The sequence below is a fragment of the Rhodococcus sp. HM1 genome, assembly GCF_023218075.1.
Lineage (GTDB): Bacteria > Actinomycetota > Actinomycetes > Mycobacteriales > Mycobacteriaceae > Rhodococcus.
The window spans coordinates 59,831-76,240 of record NZ_JALPTB010000003.1 but is presented as its reverse complement, the minus strand read 5'-3'; the positions used below and the strand labels follow the sequence as shown (position 1 = coordinate 76,240).

Annotated in this window: 15 protein-coding genes; 10 read left to right on the top strand and 5 right to left on the bottom strand. The window is 69.4% G+C overall.

Annotated features, from left to right (window positions below; translation table 11 throughout):
- The first annotated feature begins 2 nt into the window (after window positions 1-2).
- The 4 genes from M1M07_RS02590 to M1M07_RS02575 all read left to right on the top strand — a co-directional run bounded on the left by M1M07_RS02590 (window position 3) and on the right by M1M07_RS02575 (window position 3,934).
- Window positions 3-920: a mechanosensitive ion channel family protein gene (locus M1M07_RS02590; protein ID WP_248673231.1), complete on the top strand. Its 918-nt coding sequence runs from the start codon at window positions 3-5 to the stop codon at window positions 918-920.
- The gene (locus M1M07_RS02585) at window positions 917-1,372 is read left to right on the top strand and encodes a hypothetical protein (RefSeq protein ID WP_248673230.1); all 456 of its coding nucleotides are present in this window, start codon (window positions 917-919) and stop codon (window positions 1,370-1,372) included. Before M1M07_RS02590 ends, M1M07_RS02585 begins: the two co-directional genes overlap by 4 nt.
- Window positions 1,373-1,473: 101 nt before the next feature.
- Window positions 1,474-3,126, top strand: coding sequence for an MFS transporter (locus tag M1M07_RS02580; RefSeq protein ID WP_248673229.1), 1,653 nt, complete (start codon window positions 1,474-1,476; stop codon window positions 3,124-3,126).
- A 142-nt stretch (window positions 3,127-3,268) separates the two neighbouring features.
- Window positions 3,269-3,934 carry a hypothetical protein gene (locus tag M1M07_RS02575; protein ID WP_248673228.1) on the top strand — a complete coding sequence of 222 codons (666 nt, stop codon included), beginning with the start codon at window positions 3,269-3,271 and terminating at the stop codon, window positions 3,932-3,934.
- Here the strand turns inward: M1M07_RS02575 and M1M07_RS02570 are convergent.
- Complete coding sequence (locus tag M1M07_RS02570) at window positions 3,918-4,625, bottom strand: SGNH/GDSL hydrolase family protein (protein ID WP_248673227.1); 708 nt, start codon at window positions 4,623-4,625, stop codon at window positions 3,918-3,920. The two genes, M1M07_RS02575 and M1M07_RS02570, sit on opposite strands and share 17 nt — an antisense overlap.
- A gap of 94 nt (window positions 4,626-4,719) precedes the next feature.
- On the opposite strand from M1M07_RS02570, the gene M1M07_RS02565 reads away from it, so the two are divergent.
- Entirely contained in the window at window positions 4,720-5,346 is a 627-nt protein-coding gene (locus tag M1M07_RS02565) for a TetR/AcrR family transcriptional regulator (protein ID WP_248673226.1), read from the top strand.
- Window positions 5,347-5,373: 27 nt separating this feature from the next.
- Here M1M07_RS02565 and M1M07_RS02560 read toward each other — a convergent pair whose 3' ends face one another.
- A complete protein-coding gene (locus M1M07_RS02560) occupies window positions 5,374-5,814 on the bottom strand; it encodes a DUF4383 domain-containing protein (RefSeq protein WP_197253864.1) in 441 nt (146 codons plus the stop codon).
- Between the two features lie 261 nt (window positions 5,815-6,075).
- Between M1M07_RS02560 and M1M07_RS02555 the strand changes: the two genes are divergently transcribed.
- Window positions 6,076-10,620, top strand: a complete 4,545-nt coding sequence (locus tag M1M07_RS02555) for an ATP-dependent helicase (RefSeq protein ID WP_248673225.1) — start codon at window positions 6,076-6,078, stop codon at window positions 10,618-10,620.
- Window position 10,621: 1 nt separating this feature from the next.
- Window positions 10,622-11,413, top strand: a complete 792-nt coding sequence (locus M1M07_RS02550) for a DNA-formamidopyrimidine glycosylase family protein (protein WP_248673224.1) — start codon at window positions 10,622-10,624, stop codon at window positions 11,411-11,413.
- 73 nt (window positions 11,414-11,486) lie between these two features.
- On the opposite strand, the gene M1M07_RS02545 is transcribed toward M1M07_RS02550, so the two are convergent.
- Both M1M07_RS02545 and M1M07_RS02540 read right to left on the bottom strand, forming a co-directional pair.
- Window positions 11,487-11,744, bottom strand: a complete 258-nt coding sequence (locus tag M1M07_RS02545) for a Rho termination factor N-terminal domain-containing protein (RefSeq protein WP_248673223.1) — start codon at window positions 11,742-11,744, stop codon at window positions 11,487-11,489.
- A gap of 71 nt (window positions 11,745-11,815) precedes the next feature.
- Window positions 11,816-12,409: a TetR/AcrR family transcriptional regulator gene (locus M1M07_RS02540; protein WP_197253833.1), complete on the bottom strand. Its 594-nt coding sequence runs from the start codon at window positions 12,407-12,409 to the stop codon at window positions 11,816-11,818.
- Between the two features lie 50 nt (window positions 12,410-12,459).
- On the opposite strand from M1M07_RS02540, the gene M1M07_RS02535 reads away from it, so the two are divergent.
- The 3 genes from M1M07_RS02535 to M1M07_RS02525 all read left to right on the top strand — a co-directional run bounded on the left by M1M07_RS02535 (window position 12,460) and on the right by M1M07_RS02525 (window position 14,618).
- Complete coding sequence (locus tag M1M07_RS02535; protein ID WP_248673222.1) at window positions 12,460-13,407, top strand: oxygenase MpaB family protein; 948 nt, start codon at window positions 12,460-12,462, stop codon at window positions 13,405-13,407.
- A gap of 72 nt (window positions 13,408-13,479) precedes the next feature.
- A complete protein-coding gene (locus M1M07_RS02530; RefSeq protein ID WP_248673221.1) occupies window positions 13,480-14,016 on the top strand; it encodes a hypothetical protein in 537 nt (178 codons plus the stop codon).
- Window positions 14,017-14,069: 53 nt separating this feature from the next.
- Window positions 14,070-14,618, top strand: coding sequence for a hypothetical protein (locus M1M07_RS02525; RefSeq protein ID WP_248673220.1), 549 nt, complete (start codon window positions 14,070-14,072; stop codon window positions 14,616-14,618).
- Window positions 14,619-14,661: 43 nt separating this feature from the next.
- On the opposite strand, the gene glpD is transcribed toward M1M07_RS02525, so the two are convergent.
- Window positions 14,662-16,395, bottom strand: a complete 1,734-nt coding sequence (gene glpD / locus M1M07_RS02520; protein WP_248673219.1) for a glycerol-3-phosphate dehydrogenase — start codon at window positions 16,393-16,395, stop codon at window positions 14,662-14,664.
- Window positions 16,396-16,410: the final 15 nt, after the last annotated feature.

The following is a 16,410-nucleotide window of genomic DNA, read 5'->3' as shown; positions in this document are numbered from 1 at the left end:
CGATGTCACCGAGCCCGGCTCCCGTCGTCGGGATCGACCAATTGGTGCGGTGGCTGTCGCTCCACGGGTTGAGCATCGTCCTCTGGGTGACGGGTGCGTTGATCACGGCCCGCTTCGTCCAGTGGTCCATCGGACGGGTCACCCGGCGCATCGACGACGCCTTCGAAGAGTCCGACGCACTGGTACGAACCGAATCCGCCAAGCACCGGCATTCCGTCGCCCAGGTGATCGCGTGGATCCTGTACTCGATCATCTACATCGTCGCGGCGGTCGGGGTTCTCCGCAATCTCGGTCTACCTGTCGCGGGCATCGTGGCCCCGGCCACGATCATCGGTGCAGCACTGGGATTCGGAGCCCAGCGAATCGTGCAGGACCTGCTCGCCGGCTTCTTCATCATCACCGAGAAGCAGTACGGTTTCGGTGACCTCGTCAGCCTCGGTGTCTCCGGTTCGAGCGTGCCTGCGGACGGCACCGTCGAGGATGTGACCCTGCGCATCACCCAGTTGCGTTCCACCGACGGTGAACTCGTCACCGTCCCCAACGGGCAGATCATCAAGGCCGTCAACCTGTCTCGGGACTGGGCCCGAGCTGTCGTCGACATCCCGGTCCCGGTGGGTGTGGACATGACGCGGGTGAACTCGTTCCTCGATCGGGTGGGCCACGAGGCGTATCACGACCCGTCCATCGGTCCCCTGCTTCTCGACGAGCCCACCGTCCACGGACTGACCTCGATCGGGATCGAGACCATGACCGTGCGGATGGGGGCGCGAACCCTGCCCGGCAAACAGTTCGAGGTCGACCGCGATCTGCGTCTCCGCATCACCCACGCGTTCGGAGAGGCCGATATCACCCTCTCCCCCAGCACGATCACCCACCCCGCCGCCCCCGAGGTGCCGGCCGAGCAGAGAACCGGCGCATGACACCCGACGATCGGGCCCGCAACGCACGGGCCGCAGGAGCACCCCGCCGAATCGGTGTGCCGCGGTATCTGTTCGGCGGTCGCGCACGAACCACGACGGTCCTGCTCGTGGTCGTGTTCACCGCCTCACTCCTGCTGTACTGGCAGCGCGCCGCGTACTACGCCGAACTCGACCGGCAGACCGCGGTACCGCCTCCCGTCCCGGCGACGACCACCGACATGCCGGTACCGACGACCTCGGTGCTCCCCACCGCCACGTCCTCCCTGCGGCTCGATACTCCCCCGGTCGCCACCAGTGAGGTTGTCACGCCGACCCCGAACGCCGGAACCGAGCCCGAAACCGGCTCGGCCACAACACCTCAACCGACTGTCGGCGGGACCGAGCCCGGCGATCCGCCGTCCTCCGGCACCACGACGACAGACACCACCTCGATACCTCCGGGCACCCCGTGAGCGACCGCCGATCGAATCACCGAGCACTCGACGGCGACACCACCGACTGGCCGTCCACTCGAGCTTCCCCGACATCATCTCTTCGAACGAGCGAGGTCATCATGGACACAGACGAACCCACCCGACGCGACACCTCCGCGAACACACCGGAACCGGCCGAACCGGCCGACTGGCTACCGCTGGTCCTCGTCTGCGTCACCGGCCTGATCGTGGTCTTCAACGCCACGGTCCTGTCGACCGCGATCGGGCGGGTCGTCGCCGATCTCGGAGCCACCGTCTCCCAGGTACAGCTCGCGATTGTGGCGTATGCCCTGATGGTCACGGCATTCACCGTCACGGGCGGAAAGATCAGCAGGCTCCTCGGCCCGGCCCGAACTCAGCTGCTCGGTCTCGGTGTCTACGCCGTGGGGATGCTCGTGGGCTTCACTGCCGTCACTCCCCGGATGCTGATCGCGGGCGAGACAGTCGCCGGACTCGTTGGCGCACTTCTGATCCCGAACGCACTGGCAATCCTCGGGCAGGCGTACAGCGGTGCCCGGCGCACGTTCGCGGTGTCCGTCCAGGCGGGGACGGCAGGCATCGCTGCGGCACTGGCACTGCTCGTCGGCGGCGCGCTCGTGCAAACCTGGGGGTGGCGAGCCCCGTTCCTCCTTCTGCTCATCGCACTGGCCGTGGCACTCCTGATCGCGCTCCGCACCCACCTGCCGAGTAGCGATGCAACCGGGCGTCTCGACGTCCCGTCGATCGCACTGTCCGCAACGGGCGTGCTGCTACTGGTGATCGGCATCAACCAGGCCGGAGAGTGGGGACTGCTCGTAGCGCGCGACGCGGCGCCCCTCAGCCTCGCCGGCATCTCCCCGGTGCCACTGCTGCTCGTGCTCGGTGTGCTCGCCCTGCATGCCTTCCTGTCACGGCAGCGCCGGCTGTCCGGGTCCGGCCGAGCGCCTCTGCTCGATCCGGCGGTCCTGTCGACGCCCACGGCCCGGGCCTGCCTGATCGGTCTCCTCGCCATCAATCTTCTGATGGCCGGCACCAGCTACCTGTTGCCCCTGTACACGCAGATCGTGCTCGGCAAGAGTCCGTTGTCGTCCGCGATCATGATCCTGCCGGTCTCGATCGCCGCCCTCCTGTCGGCGATGTCGACCCCGGTGCTGATGCGGAGGCTGCCGCCTCGGACCCTGCTCATCGCCGCACACCTCGTCTCGGCGTGCGGGGCGGCGCTGCTGGCACTGACAGTGTCGAATCCGTGGACGGGCGTGTGGACGTTGGTCGCGGAGATCCTCGTCGGTCTCGGCCTGGGAGCGGGTCTGAGTGCGGGCAGCGCGACGCTGATGGAATCGGCGCCCCCGGAACTGTCCGGTGAGGTGGGCAGCGCGCGAGGGGTCGCGGACTTCCTCGGCATCTCGGCAGGCACCGCGATCAGCGGGGCGATCCTGTTGACCACGCTGGCGCAGGCGGCGGCCGCACTGGTGACGAAGAACCCGGAACTCGGACGGCTGACGGTACTGGACCTGACGCCCTCGTCGGTCGGTTTCGTCGACAACGACGACCTCGCGGTCCGGCTCGGTGAACTGGGCTTCGACTCTGCCGACATCGGCGGCGCCGTCGAGGTCAATATCGAAGCCCGGCTCGTGGCACTGCGGGCAGCGCTGTTCACCCTGGCAGTTCTGACCCTTGCGCCGATCGTCGCATTCCGAAACCTGCCGTCACGGATCGTCCGGCACGGGGAAGCGCGTCCGACCACAACCGAATGAGTCGAATCCGCTCGGACGTCCGAGCCGGTCGACCCTGCCTTTCATAGGACAACCGTGCGGCGACAGCACCGGCGATACTCGATGGACCGTCTCTACCCGACCGCCATCGTCCATCCGGCGGTGACGTCGACCGGAGGTTGCCATGGACAACGTTCCGCCCGCTGCGCATCCCGGAATCCACGTGCGGCCGACGCTGCGGAAGCAGTGCTGGGGGTTCGTCATCGGATCGGCCTGCTTCGCAATCGGATCCGCACCCGTGCTCGCCGGTCTCCTCGGTAATTCGCGCGCCAACGCCTTCTTCTTCGTCGGAGCATGGTTCTTCACCGCCGCGGGGTTGATCCAGCTTCTGCGCAGCGGGCCCATGACGACGGAGACCGACGGGGAACCCCTGCTCCGAGCCGAATGGCTGTCGGCTGCCGTACAGAGCGTGGGGACGGTGCTGTTCAACGTCAGTACCGCTGCCGCCCTCCAGTCGTACGACGTCACCGAGGAGCGGCACCTCGTGTGGCGACCCGATGCGGCGGGATCGGTGGCATTCCTGATCAGCGGCGCACTGGCGTTCCGCGTGTACCAGGAAGGTACGCGCACCTGGGCACCGCGCGGTCGCGACGGATGGGCCGTGTGGGTGAATCTGGTCGGATGCATCGCGTTCGGGATCTCCGCGGCCGGTGCGTTCATCACCTCCAGCGGCGCCGAGGCCAGCGACTTCTGGGCCAACGCAGGGACATTCGTCGGTGCCCTGTGCTTCCTGGTCTCCGCGCTGCTCTCGCTGCCCCACCGCGATCGGTCCGCTACCGAAGCGGGTTGACGGACTGCGACATCCTCGCGTGCAGCGCCCGGACCATTTCGGTGGCCAGCACCGCGTGCCCGGTCATCGTGAAGTGGATCCGGTCGGCGCTGAGCAGTTCCGGCCGCAGTCGCAGCGGGTGCTGCCACAGATCCAGCAGCACCGCGTCGTACTCGGCGGCGAGCGTGCGGACCAGGTCGTTCACCGCCATGACGCCGTCGCGGAGCGCGAGCATGTCGTCGCCGACGAACGCGTCCGCCAGGGTGAGCGTGGTGACGGTGGCACCGGTGTCGTGAGCCGCCGCGAACAGCGACTCGAGATTGTCGGCGGTGCGCCGCAGGTCCGGACGGGCGGACCACAGGTCGTTGGAACCGCACGTGATGTGGATCAGATCGGGCGCGAAGTCCAGCACGGGTGACAGCTGCGTCGCCACCACCTGCCCGCTGGTGGCGCCCAGGCGCCCGGTGTTGAGATACGCCAGGTCCGGATGGGTGGCGCGCAGCGCGGCCGCGACCCGATCGGCCCACGGTGAGGTCGCGTATCCGGGGCTGGGATCGCCGATGCCCTCGGCGATCGAGTCGCCCATCACGGCGTATCTCGACCAGGGGGCGTCGGCGAGGAGTGCCGCTTGCGTCGCTGCGGGCAGGCACATCGGGTCCGTCGCCTCGGTCCAGGGCGAGGCAGGGACGGTTCGGGAGATCGAGTTCGTCATGGCTGACCCTCCGGGTCTCGACTGAAGAAGGGAGTACGATCGTTCGTGCATATGACAGTACGACCGTTCGTCTACTTCGGCAAGACGTGAGAGGATGATTCGCGTGACGGAACCCGCATCGACGTCCGACCTGCGACTGCTCAAGGGCGCACGCACCCGCGCGACCATCACCCGGCACGCGGTGGACGTGGCATCGGTCGAGGGCCTCAACGGGGTGAGCATCGGACGCCTCGCGACCGACCTCGGCCTCAGCAAGAGCGGGGTCGCGACACTGTTCGGCAGCAAGGAGAACCTGCAGGTGGCCGCCGTCGACGCGGCCAGGGAGGTGTTCGTCGAACGGATCGTCCGGCCCGCCCTGCGCGAACCCGCGGGAGTTCCGCGACTCCGCGCCCTGATCGACCGGTGGCTCGACTACGCGATCGAACCGGCGTTTCCGGGCGGATGCTTCCGCGCCGCCACGATCGCCGAGTTCGACAGCCGCCCCGGACCGGTCCGCGACGCACTCGCCCGCGACCGCCGCGACTGGCTGGACCTGCTGGCCGGCGAGTACCGGCACGCGCGCGAGGACGGCACCGTCCCGGATCGCGACCCGGACGAGGTCGCGTTCGAGATCGATGCCGTCCTCGCGGCCACCAACACCGCACTGCGCCTTGACGATCCGCGCGCCGCCGAGACCGCTCGCTCGATCGTCGATCGGATCCTGAACGCCGATCCGGACTGAACCGGCGCTCGGACGATCCGCGGACGTTTACCGCGCGCGCTCGCTGCGCAGCGCCCGATCGTTACGCGGCTCCAGCAGCGCACCGGCCGCGATCATGATGACCGCCAGTCCGAAGTGCAGCCAGTTGTCCGCCGTGTTGAGCGGAACGAAGTTCGCGGAGCTGTCCGCGTCGACCACCAGTCCGTAGATCCACAGCACCGCGTAGATCACGCCGCCGCCCACGAGGAACGCCCTGGCAGCAGGGACGGTGCGCGCCATCGCGAGCCCGGCCACACCGAAGAGCAGATGCACGATGTTGTGGAGGATCGAAACGTTGAACACGCCGAGCAGCATCGCCTCGGAGTGGTGACCGGCGAAGGTCATGGTGTCGTAGTTGGTCGTGATGCCGGGGATGAACCCGAGAATCCCGACGAGGAGGAACAGTGCCCCGATCACCAGGGCGGCGGTCTGGACAGGTGTCCGCGTCATACTGCGTGTCGCGTGCTCGGCCATGACGGTTCCCTTCTTTCGAGTTCTGCCGGCCGGCAGAACCCTCGTGCCTTCCGGCCAGGAGGATCGCTGGCAGGGACCTCCGTGGCCTACCCGTGGGAACAGCCGGGCAAACCTGCCCCTGGCGGCAGCCGGGCAAACCTGCCCCCTGGCGACAGCCGGGCAAACCTGCCCCCTGGCGACAGCCAGGCAACCTGCACAGCTGCGACGCATGTCGGACCCCGGGTGCACCATGGACGAGTGACCGATGCCGTCCTCGACCGCTTCTCCGCGCCCACCCGCGAGTGGTTCGCGGGCGCGTTCGCGGCCCCCACTCCCGCCCAACTCGGGGCGTGGGAGGCGATCTCGTCGGGGCTGCACACCCTCGTCGTCGCGCCGACGGGCTCCGGCAAGACCCTGTCGGCGTTCCTGTGGTCGCTCGACCGGCTGGCGGCCGAACCCCGCGACACCCGCACGACGCGGGTTCTCTACGTCTCGCCGCTGAAGGCGCTGGCCGTCGACATCGAACGGAACCTGCGCTCCCCCCTGGTGGGGATCACCCAGACCGCGAAACGCCTCGGGCTGGACCCACCCGAGATCACCGTCGGGGTGCGCTCGGGCGACACCACCCCCGCCGACCGGCGCAAGCTCGTCCAGAAGCCGCCGGACATCCTCATCACCACCCCCGAGTCGCTGTTCCTCATGCTTACCTCGGCGGCCCGCAGCACGCTCGCCGGTGTGGAGACGGTGATCGTCGACGAGGTGCACGCGGTCGCCGGAACCAAACGCGGCACGCACCTCGCGGTCTCCCTCGAACGGCTCGACCTGCTCCTGTCGCGCCCGGCGCAACGGATCGGCCTGTCCGCGACGGTGCGTCCCCACGAGGAGGTCGGCCGGTTCCTGACCGGGCAGGCCCCGATCCGTATCGTCGCGCCCCCGGCGACCAAGACCTGGGACCTCACCGTCCGGGTGCCGGTCGAGGACATGACCGAACTCGGCGTCGCGGCGCCGGAGAACGAGATCGCGGGCGAGGATCCGTTCCCGGCCACCCCGCAGGCCGGCTCGATCTGGCCACATGTCGAGGAACAACTCGTCGACCTCATCACCGCCCACCGGTCGACGATCGTGTTCGCGAACTCGAGACGCCTGGCCGAGCGACTGACGGCGCGGCTCAACGAGATTCACGCCGAACGCGCCGGGGCCACCGTGGACCGGGAACCGCGTCCGCCCGCGCAGATCGGTGCCCCGACCGAGGTGAGCTACGGCGCCGAACCGCTGCTGGCCCGCGCCCACCACGGCTCGGTGAGCAAGGATCAGCGCGCGCTGATCGAGGACGATCTCAAATCGGGCCGGCTCGCGTGCGTCGTCGCGACGTCGAGCCTCGAACTCGGCATCGACATGGGCACCGTGGATCTCGTGATCCAGGTCGAGGCCCCTCCGTCGGTGGCCAGCGGACTGCAACGCGTCGGGCGCGCCGGCCACCAGGTCGGCGAGGTCTCCCGCGGTGTGCTCTTCCCCAAGCACCGCACCGACCTGATCCACTGTGCGGTCACCGTCGAACGAATGGTCGCGGGCCGCATCGAGGCCCTGCAGGTACCGGCGAACCCGCTGGACGTGCTGGCCCAGCAGACCGTGGCCGCAGCCGCGCTCGAACCACTCGACGTCGACGACTGGTTCGAGACCGTGCGCCGCACCGGATCGTTCGCGACACTCCCCCGTTCGGCCTACGAATCCACTCTGGATCTGCTGGCCGGACGGTACCCCTCGGACGAATTCGCCGAACTGCGACCGCGTCTGGTGTGGGACCGTACCGAAGGCACCCTCACGGGGCGTCCGGGAGCGCAGCGTCTCGCGGTCACCTCCGGCGGGACGATTCCCGACCGCGGTCTGTTCACCGTCTATATGGTCGGCGAAAAGGCCACGCGGGTAGGCGAACTCGACGAGGAAATGGTGTACGAGTCGCGGGTCGGCGACGTCTTCGCGCTCGGCGCGACCAGCTGGCGGATCGAGGAGATCACCTTCGACCGTGTACTGGTCTCCCCCGCCTACGGCCGACCCGGCCGGTTGCCGTTCTGGCACGGCGACGGCCAGGGCCGGCCAGCCGAACTCGGCGCAGCCCTGGGCGAATTCGTCCGCGAACTCGGACACGCCACCCCGGAGGACGCCGAAACCCGCTGCAAGGAAAGCGGACTCGACGACAACGCCACCAGGAACCTGATCCGGCTGCTCGACGAACAACGCACCGCGACCGGGCACCTGCCCACCGACCGCACCCTCGTCGTCGAACGGTTCCGCGACGAACTCGGCGACTGGCGGCTCGTATTGCACTCACCGTTCGGGCTGCGGGTGCACGCACCCTGGGCACTCGCGGTGGGCGCACGCCTGCAGGAGCGGTTCGGTGTCGAATCCAATCCGACGGCCTCCGACGACGGCATCATCGTCCGGTTGCCCGACACCGAGGACGACCCGCCCGGCGCGGAGATCTTCGTCTTCGACCGCGACGAGATCGAGGATCTGGTCACCGAACAGGTCGGCGGGTCGGCCCTGTTCGCGTCCCGGTTCCGGGAGTGCGCGGCCCGCGCCCTGCTGCTGCCGCGTCGCAACCCCGGCAAACGCGCCCCGCTGTGGCAGCAGCGGCAGCGCTCGGCCCAGTTGCTGGACGTGGCACGCCGTTACCCCACGTTCCCGATCCTGCTCGAGACTGTCCGCGAATGCCTGCAGGACGTCTACGACCTGGCCGCCCTGCGGGACCTGTTCGGACGCATCGCCCGTCGGCAGATCCGCCTGGTGGACGTCGAGACCGCCACCGCGTCCCCGTTCGCGAGTTCGCTGCTGTTCGACTACGTCGGCGCATTCCTCTACGACGGGGACAGTCCCCTCGCCGAACGCCGCGCGGCCGCCCTGTCGCTGGACTCGTCGCTGCTCGCCGAACTGCTCGGGCGCGTCGAGTTGCGGGAACTGCTCGACGCCGACGTCATCGCCGCGGCCGAACACGAACTGCAACGGCTGGTGCCGGACCGGCGCGCCCGGGACGCCGAGGGTGTCGCGGATCTGCTGCGTCTGCTCGGGCCGCTGACCCTCGCCGAACTACGGGAACGGAGCACCGCCGACCCGGCGGAATGGATCGCCGATCTGGCCGCCCGCAACCGGGTGCTGGAGGTGTCGTTCGCCGGCCACGTGTGGTGGGCGGCGATCGAGGACGCATCCCGGTTGCGCGACGCCCTCGGCGTGCCGCTGCCGATCGGCGTGCCCACGGCGTTCGTCGAACCGGTCGCCGATCCGCTCGGCGACCTCGTCGGGCGGTACGCCCGCACCCACGGACCGTTCACCACTGCCGAGGCTGCGGCGCGGTTCGGTCTCGGCGCCGCCGTGGTCCAGGACGTCCTGCACCGCCTCGCCGACGAGAAACGCGTCACGACAGGAGAATTCCGTCCCGGTGCGACCGGATCGGAATGGTGTGACACCGAGGTGCTGCGACGATTGCGTCGCCGCTCCCTCGCGGCCGCGCGCCAGGAGGTGGAACCGGTCAGCACCGCGACCCTCGGACGATTCCTGCCCGCGTGGCACAACATCGGCGGCGGGCTGCGCGGCATCGACGGGGTCGCGGCCGTCGTCGACCAGCTCGCCGGGTTCCCGGTCCCGGCCAGCGCCCTGGAACCGCTCGTGCTCGCACCCCGGGTGCGGGACTACTCCCCCGCGATGCTGGACGAGCTCACCGCGACCGGTGAGGTGCTGTGGTCGGGCGCCGGCTCGATCTCGGGCAAGGACGGCTGGGTGTGCCTGCACCCGGCCGACGCGGCATCGACCACCCTGGCGCCACCCACCGACATCGAGTTGAACGACACCCACCGGGCGATCCTCGACGCGCTGGCCGGCGGCGGCGGGTTCTTCTTCCGTCAGCTCGCCGACGCGCTGGCGGCGCAGGGCCTCCAGGTCAGCGACGCGGCCGCCGCGGCGGCGCTGTGGGATCTGGTGTGGGCGGGGCACATCGGCGGCGACACCCTCGCGCCTCTGCGCGCCCTGATCGGGGACACGTCCCGCGCCACCCCGGCGCACCGCGCACCCCGCCGCGCACCGCGTTCGCGCATGTACCGGGGTCGCCCGGCGCTGCCGTCGCGGACCGGACCCCCGACAGTGGGCGGGCGGTGGTCGCTGCTACCCGAACCCGAACCGCAGTCGACGGTGCGCGCCCACGCGACCGCCGAACTCCTGCTCGAACGGTACGGGGTGGTGACGCGCGGGGTGGTGGCCGGCGAGTCCGTGCCCGGTGGATTCGCCCTGATGTACAAGGTGCTCGCGCGTTTCGAGGAATCGGGCCGCTGCCGTCGCGGCTATTTCGTCGATTCGCTCGGCGGTGCCCAGTTCTCGACGCCCGAGGTCGTGGATCGGTTGCGTTCCTACGGCGAATCCCTCGAAGGTCGCCACGCCGAGACCCCGGCGGTGACGCTCGCGGCATGCGACCCCGCCAATCCGTACGGCGCGGCGCTGCCGTGGCCGGCGCCGCGCGCCGACGACACGACCCGGCATCGTCCGGGCCGCAAGGCCGGCGGGCTGGTGGTGCTGGTCGACGGGAGGCTGGTGCTGTTCGTCGAGCGCGGGGGCCGCACCCTCCTGACGTTCGACGACGATCCCGGCGTGCTGCGCGTGGCGTGTGCGTCGCTCGCGGCCACCGTCAAGCGGGGCAGCGTCGACAAGATCGTGGTGGAGAAGGTCGACGGGCGTTCGATCCACGGGCACGACTTCGCGGCGCTGCTGTCCGAGGCGGGATTCTCGGCGACACCGCGCGGCTATCGGTTGCGGGCCTGACATGCCCGAGGGCGACACCGTGTTCCGGACCGCGGCGCGGCTGCACGCGGCGCTGGCGGGAAAGACGTTGACGCGCTCCGACTTCCGGGTTCCGCGCTACGCCACCGTGGATCTGTCCGGGGCGGAGGTGACCGGCACCGTCGCGTACGGTAAGCACATCCTGACGCGGTTGCCCGAGTACACGGTGCACACGCACCTGATGATGGACGGCGAATGGCAGATCTACGCCCGTGGCGCCCGCTGGCGCAAACCCGGATTCCGTGCGCGCCTGGTTCTCGAGACCGCCGATGTGCAGGCGGTGGGTTTCGACCTCGGGATCGTCGAGGTCCTTCCTCGCGACCGCGAGTCCGATGCCATCGGGCATCTGGGCCCGGATCTGCTCGGCCCGTCGTGGGATCCGGCTCCGGCAGCCGCCAATCTCGCACGCGATCCTGCTCGGCCCGTCGGACTGGCGTTGCTCGATCAGCGGGTCCTCGCCGGTGTCGGGAACGTGTACCGCAGCGAACTGTGTTTCCTGCGCGGGGTGCATCCCGCAGTGCCCGTAGCAGACGCCGGCGACCTTGCCGCGTGGGTGGATCTGGCACGCAGGCTGCTCGTCGCCAACCGCGACCGCGCCGTGCGCATCACGACGGGCGACCGCCGTCCGGGCCGGAACCTGTGGGTGTACGGGCGGGCCGGACGACCGTGCCTCCGCTGCGGCAGCACGGTAGTGTCCGGCACGCTGGGCGCCGCGAACGACCCGGAGCGGATCTTCTACCACTGCCCGCGCTGTCAGCGAGGCGCGGATCGGTGATCGCGCACCTCAGTGATTGCGCACCTCAGTGATTGCGCACCTCAGTGATTGCGCACCTCAGTGATTGCGCACCTCAGTGATTGCGCAGGGCCTTGATCAGCTCACCCTTGCGCTTGGACGAGTATCCGGTGAGCCCGATCTCCTTGGCGCGCTTCTTCAGTTCCGCGACGGTCCAGTCCTCGTACGAACCGGACTTGCCGCCCTTGTGCCCCACCGACGACCGTCCGCGCGAGGCGGCGGCATTCGCGATTCGCGCGGCCTTCTCCTTCGAAGCACCGTCGTCACGAAGCTCCTCGTAGAGTTTCTCGTCCTTGATCGAGGGGTTCGGCATCGCATTCTCCCTTCGTCGGGTGACGGATACCCATCCTCGAGGCCGTGCAACCGTGTACCCCAGGTGCAGGATCAACCGCGTCCGGCGCACTCGACGAGTTCGACGCAGTGCTGCACGAGCGTTTCTCGGGGCACGACGATCGTGCCTTCGAGGTAGCCCATGAACAGGCTGGTCAGCGCACCGACCAGCCCGACCGCGACCATGTGCCGTTTCTCCGGGTCCTCGATGGGGAGCTGCTCCCGCACGAGTGTCACGAACTGAGGCGCCAGCTCGACGCCGCTGGTGCCGATCGCCGGTTCACGCAGCGGCGCGAGCAGCAGTACCCGTCCCATGGCGGGCTGATCGACCATCAGCTCGACGAACACGCGCACGGCGGCGTCCGCGCGCTTGTTCGGGGGCGCTCCGGCGACGGCTTCGATCAGTGCCGTCCGTGCGCGGTCACCGACCTCGTCGTAGACGGCACGGACGAACTTGTCCCGGTCGCCGAAGCTTTCGTAGAAATACCGTTCGGTGAGTCCGGCAGCGCGGCACACCGCTCGCACGTTCGAGGCCGACCGGTCGACGGCCCCGAGCAGCTCTATTCCCGCCTCCAGAAGGGCCTCGCGTCTCACGCGCCGACGCTCCTCGAGGGCGGTGCCCGCCCAACTGCGGCGCGTTGGTTCCACGGCTCGATCCTGTCGTTGACCCCTGCGCGCCGGAATTCTACTCTGACAACATGCGTAGTCAGAACTCGCCGGTGCCGCTCGGGCCGGATTCGCTCACCTGGAAGTACTTCGGCGGGTGGCGCGGCATGCTGTTCGGGCCGTGGGCCGGGTCGATGCAGAACATGCATCCGGGCCTCGGCGCCGGCGTCGAACAGCATTCGAAGTTCTTCGACGAACGCTGGGAACGGTTGTACCGATCGCTGTATCCGATCTACGGCGTCGTGTTCGACGGACCCCGTGCCGCCGAGACCGCACGCCAGGTGCGCGGATACCACGACACCATCAAGGGCGTCGACGCCCGCGGCCGCAAGTACCACGCGCTGGACCCGGACACGTTCTACTGGGCACACGCCACCTTCTTCTACAGCCTGGTCGTGTCGATCGAATGGTTCGACGGCCCGCTGTCACTCGCCGACAAGCACCGGCTGTTCGACGAACACGTGCAGTGGTACCGCCTCTACGGGATGTCGATGCGCCCGGTCCCCGAGTCGTGGGAGGCGTTCCTCGAGTACTGGGACCACATGTGCCGGAACGTTCTCGAGGACAACAAGGCCACCCGGGACGTCCTCGACCTGTCGCAGCTCGACCGGCCGCCGTTCCTCCGGTGGTTTCCGGCACCGGTCTGGCGGGCCGTGCGTTCGGTCGTCACCCGCGGATTCCTGTGGCTGACCGTCGGCCTCTACGACCAGCCCGTGCGCCACCTGCTCGGCCTGTCGTGGTCACGCCCGGAGGAGCGGCTGCACCGGGTGATCGGCCGGGCGATCGGTCTCGGTACCCGGCTCGTGCCGTGGCGTTATCGCTACCATCCGCGGGCCCGCGCCGGGTGGGACCGGGAAGCCGGCCGGATCCCGGGCGATGCGCCGCTCGTGCACACCCCGGCGCGGAACCTGCCGCCGCTCGACCGCCGCGACCTGCCCATCCACTACAGCCCGAAGGTTCCCGCACACGAAAGCCGGTGACAACCACAGACGACGACCCACAGACGACACAGAAGCACGCAGACGCGGTCATCGCATGCCACCCTTGTGTGCATGAAGGTCGATGCCCACGCCGTGCTGCACGGTCCCCTGTTCTCGCGGAGTCAGCCGCTCGACCGCAGCAACGCCGCCAGCCGCATCAGTGCCTACATCTACGGCAACATCCTGGTGCTGGCGGCGCTCGTGCCGGTGGTGACCGAAGACAAGTACGTCGGCATCGCGATCGTCCTCGGCACCACGTTGTCGACGTTCGTCGCCCACATCTTCGCCGAGGCGGTCGGGCACAGTGTCCGGGAGGGTGCGCAGCTGACCGCTGCCGAGCGCCGGGCCGAGGTCCGCAACTCGGTACCGATCCTCAGTTCGGCGGTGATGCCGTGCGTGATCCTGGCGATCGGATGGATCGGCTGGCTCGAGCCGCACACCGCGCAGCTGCTCGCCGAGATCGCGGTGCTCGTGCGGATCGGCGGCATCGTCCTCGTCATCGGCAGACTCAACGGCAAACGTCCCAGCAAGGGCTGGCTCACGAGTGCCGCGGTCATCATGCTGGTCGCCTTGTCGGTCGTGCTCACGAAGGTCCTGCTCACCCACTGATCCGGGACCGCCGAATGCGGGATCCCGGGCCGTACCGGGACTAGTGTCGGAGCATGACCGCGCCCGCCAACGTCACCGCCATCGAGCGCAGCACCTCCCGGCCGTGGGAACAGTGGGTCCGCTGGCTCGACGAACTCGGCGCAGCCGAGCTGGATCACCGGGACATCGCCCCGCACGTGCAACGTGAACTCGATTCGCTCGGCGTCGCGAACGCGGGATGGTGGGCCCAGTCCGTCACCGTCGCCTACGAACAGCACATCGGCCGGCGCGTTCCCGGCCAGCAGTCGGACGGAACCTTCTCCGCCGCCACGAGCCGCACCGTCGACGGATCACCGGACGACGCGCTCGCGGCGTGGACCGCACTGGTCGGCGGCCGTACCCGCCTCGCCGACCGGGATCTCGCCGGCGACCCGACGACCTCCACGACGCCGAAGTGGCGATACTGGCGCTGCGCGCTCGACGACGGCACCCGCGTCGAGGTCACCATCGGTGAGAGCGGCCCCGGCAGGAGCCGGATCGCGGTCGCGCACAACCGGCTTCCGTCCCCGGATTCCGCGGACGATGTGAAGGCGTTCTGGAAGGACCTGCTCGCCGGGCTGTGAGCGGGCCGCGCGGTTCCCGGCCGGCGCGATGGTTCCCGGGTGGTCAGCCCCAGACCGGCACCGGTTCGAGGATCTCGGCGCGGGCCTCGGGTGCCGCCGCGCGCAACGCGTCCGCGGACTCGTCGTCGGGTCGGCTCTGCGACCGGACCTCGGCGTCGACCCGCGCGCGGTACGTGCTGATCTCCCGATCCACCGTCTCCGTGTCCCAGCCCAGGATCGGAGCGACGAGCCGCGCGACCTGCTCGGCGCAGTGCACCCCGCGGTGCGGATACTCGATGGAGATCCGGGTGCGCCGCGCGAGCAGGTCCTCGAGGTGCAGCGCGCCTTCGGCGGCGGCTCCGTAGACGACCTCGACCTGCAGGTACTGCGGCGCATCGGTGAGAGGTTGCAGCAGTTCGGGTTTGCCGTCGGCGTGGGCGAGCACCTCCTCGACGAGCGAGCCGTACCGGTCGAGCAGATGCTTGATCCGGTACGGGTGCACCCGGTACCGATCGGCGAGGTGCATCGTCTGGTTCACGAGCGCGAAGTACCCGTCGGCGCCCACCAGCGGCACCCTCTCGGTGATCGACGGCGCGATGCGCGACGGAATGTCCTCGGCGGCCAGATCGACGGCGTCCTCGGCCATGACGCGGTAGGTGGTGTACTTGCCGCCGGCGATCGCCACCAGCCCGGGCGCCACGCGCGCGACCGCATGCTCGCGGGACAGCTTCGAGGTCTCGTCGCTCTCCCCCGCGAGCAGCGGACGCAGACCCGCGTACACCCCGTCGATGTCCTCGGGGGTGAGCGGGGTGACGAGAACCTCGTTGACGTGGTCGAGGATGTAGTCGATGTCGGCCTTCGTCGCCGCGGGGTGCGCGAGATCGAGATTCCAGTCGGTGTCGGTGGTGCCGATGATCCAGTGGTTGCCCCACGGGATGACGAACAGTACCGACTTCTCGGTGCGCAGGATGATCGCGGAATCGGCGACGATGCGGTCGCGGGGCACCACGATGTGCACGCCCTTCGAGGCACGCACCCGGAACCGGCCGCGTTGACGCGACAGCGCCTGGATCTCGTCGGTCCACACCCCCGTCGCGTTGATCACCACGTGTGCCTTGACCTCGGTGACGGTTCCGTCCTCGGAATCGCGCACCTGTACACCCGACACCCGGTCCGCTTCCCGCAGGAACCCGACCACCTGCGTCGACGCACGCACGACCGCGCCGTAGTGCGCCGCCGTCCGCGCCACCGTCATCGTGTGCCGGGCGTCGTCGACGACCGTGTCGTAGTAGCGGATCCCGCCGATGAGCGACGACCGCTTGAGACCCGGCGCCATGCGCAGTGCCCCCGACCGGGTCAGGTGTTTCTGCGCGGGTACGGACTTCGCCCCGCCCATCCGGTCGTAGAGGAAGATCCCGGCGGCGATGTACGGCCGCTCCCAGACCCGGTGGGTGAGCGGGAACAGGAACTCGAGCGGCTTGACCAAGTGCGGGGCGAGCGTCGTCAGCGACAGTTCCCGCTCGCGCAGCGCTTCCCGGACCAGACCGAACTCGAGCTGTTCGAGATAACGCAGGCCGCCATGGAACATCTTCGACGACCGGCTCGAGGTGCCCGAGGCGAAATCCCGTGCCTCGACGAGGGCGACCCGCAACCCGCGGGTCGCGGCGTCCAGTGCGGCACCGGCACCGACCACGCCTCCACCGATGACGACCACATCGAACTGTTCGGAACCCAGTCGCTGCCACGCCTCGCGGCGCTGCTCGGGCCCGAGGATCTGCACACCCGCTTGGTTGGTCACCGCGCCACTCCTGTG